This is a genomic window from Micromonospora sp. S4605 (assembly GCF_003176715.1).
Taxonomy (GTDB): domain Bacteria; phylum Actinomycetota; class Actinomycetes; order Mycobacteriales; family Micromonosporaceae; genus Micromonospora; species Micromonospora echinaurantiaca.
In genome coordinates this window covers 1-1,895 of record NZ_QGSW01000473.1, presented here as the reverse complement: position 1 = coordinate 1,895, position 1,895 = coordinate 1, and the positions used below count along the sequence as shown (strand labels likewise).

The window sequence follows — 1,895 nt, the reverse complement described above, 5'->3', positions numbered from 1 at the left end:
ATGTATAAGAGACAGTGGCGGCGGTCGTATCGGCCCGTGCCGCCAACCTCATGATCAAGGTGGTGGGTCGTGGGGTCAGCGGGTCAGGAGCTGGTGGGCGGCGCGGAGTTTGGCCCAGGACCTCGGTTCGGTGGGCGGGGTCGACTTGCGGGCGGTGGTCGGCACGTCCGGGCGGCCGGGGGTGAACAGCCAGGCGTCGAGGAGGTCGTCGAGGTCCAGGCCGGAGATCCGCTCGGCGAGGGCCTGGAACTGCTCGATGCTCGCGTTGCCGTGCCGGTGCTCGGCGGTCCAGGCCGGCAGGATCGCGAAGAACGCGTCATCGCCGACGGCCAGCCGGAGCTGGTGCAGCGCCATCGCGCCCCGGTCGTAGACGGCGCCGTCGAAGATCCGGTTCGGGCCGGGTTCACCCGGCGGAACCTGCCAGAACTCGTCGTCCGCCGGGTAGCTGGCGTAGGTGAAGTCGAACAGTTCCTGCGCGGTGCCCTCGCCCTGCTCCTCGGACCAGAGCCACTCGGCGTAGGAGGCGAAGCCCTCGTTGAGCCAGATGTCGCTCCAGTCGCCCACCGAGACCGAGTCGCCGAACCACTGGTGGGCGTTCTCGTGCACCACCACGTAGGTGTTGGCGCCGCGGCGCCAGAAGCCCGGCCCGTACACCGAGCGGGTCTGCGTCTCCAGCGCGAAGCCGATGCCGTCGACCGGCCCGGCCACGCCGCCCTGCGCCTCGAACGGGTACGGGCCGAAGATCCCGCTGGCCCACTCGACGATCTCGGCGGTGCGCTCGATGCTGGCCCGCGCGGCCGGCCCCAGCTCACCCAGCGTGGTGCTGTACGCGTTCACCACCGGCTGGCCGTTCGGCGCGGTGTCGCTGACGATGTCGTACTGGCCGATGGCGAGGAAGGCCAGGTAGGTGGCGGTCGGCGAGGTGGTGCGCCAGCTCCACCGGGTGCGGTTGCCGGCCTCGGCGACCGGCGGCCGCGGCTGGACGCCGTTGCTGATCACCTCGACGCCGGTGGGCACCGAGACGGAGATGTCGTAGGTGGCCTTGTCCGTCGGGTGGTCGTTGCTGGGGAACCACCACCAGGCCGACTCCGGTTCGTTCACCGCCATCGCCCCGTCGTCGGTACGGGTCCAGCCGGTGTAGCCGCCGACCAGCGTCTCGGACGGCACGCCCGAGTAGCGCACCACCACGGTGAGCTGCTGACCGGCGGTCACCGTCCGGCGTGGGGTGACGACCAGCTCGTGCACGCCTTCCCGGGTGGCGGTGGCCGGCCAGCCGTTGACCCGTACCGAGTCGACGTCGAGCAGGAAGTCGAGGTTGAACCGGGACAGGTCCTGGGTGGCCCGGGCCAGGATGGTGGTGGTGCCGGTGAGCAGGTCGGTCTGCGGGTCGTAGCGCAGCCGGACGTCGTAGTGCTCGACGTCGTAGCCGCCGTTGCCGTAGTCGGGGAAGTAGCTGTCACCGAGCCCTGGACCGCCGGGTTGCGGCGCGGCGGTGGGCAGGACCGGCCGACCCCAGCCCGGTAGGGCGGCGTGGCCGGGGGTGCCGGCGACCAGGGTGCCGGCGGTGGTGACGGTCAGGGCGGCGATGGCCGCCGTGAGCGCTCGTCGCACGGGGTGGACTCCCTCCATCGGGGTGTTCGCACGGTCAACCTAATCGACACATGTGAACATGTCGCGCCCGTCGCGCCGCCACCGCACAGCAGCGCCGTTCCGCCCGGCGATGGTGGCGGTGGTTCCCCGGATGGAAATATTTCGATAGCATTACCGACTAGACGAGTAGTTCCGAATCCCGGTCAGTGGTCGTAGGCGATCAGTGACCGGGTGACGGGTGCGCCGGTCTTGTTGTTGTGCCAGATGGCGGCAGCCATGGCCAGGAGACGCTGGGCCACCCGCAC

General features: G+C 70.5%; 1 protein-coding gene and 1 pseudogene. Both read right to left on the bottom strand.

Going from position 1 to position 1,895, the window contains the following annotated elements; genetic code table 11:
* Positions 1–75: 75 nt before the first annotated feature.
* A complete protein-coding gene (locus tag DLJ47_RS34595; RefSeq protein ID WP_446723644.1) occupies positions 76–1,629 on the bottom strand; it encodes a M1 family metallopeptidase in 1,554 nt (517 codons plus the stop codon).
* A gap of 164 nt (positions 1,630–1,793) precedes the next feature.
* Positions 1,794–1,895: pseudogene (locus tag DLJ47_RS34590) on the bottom strand (IS982 family transposase); the annotation flags it as partial.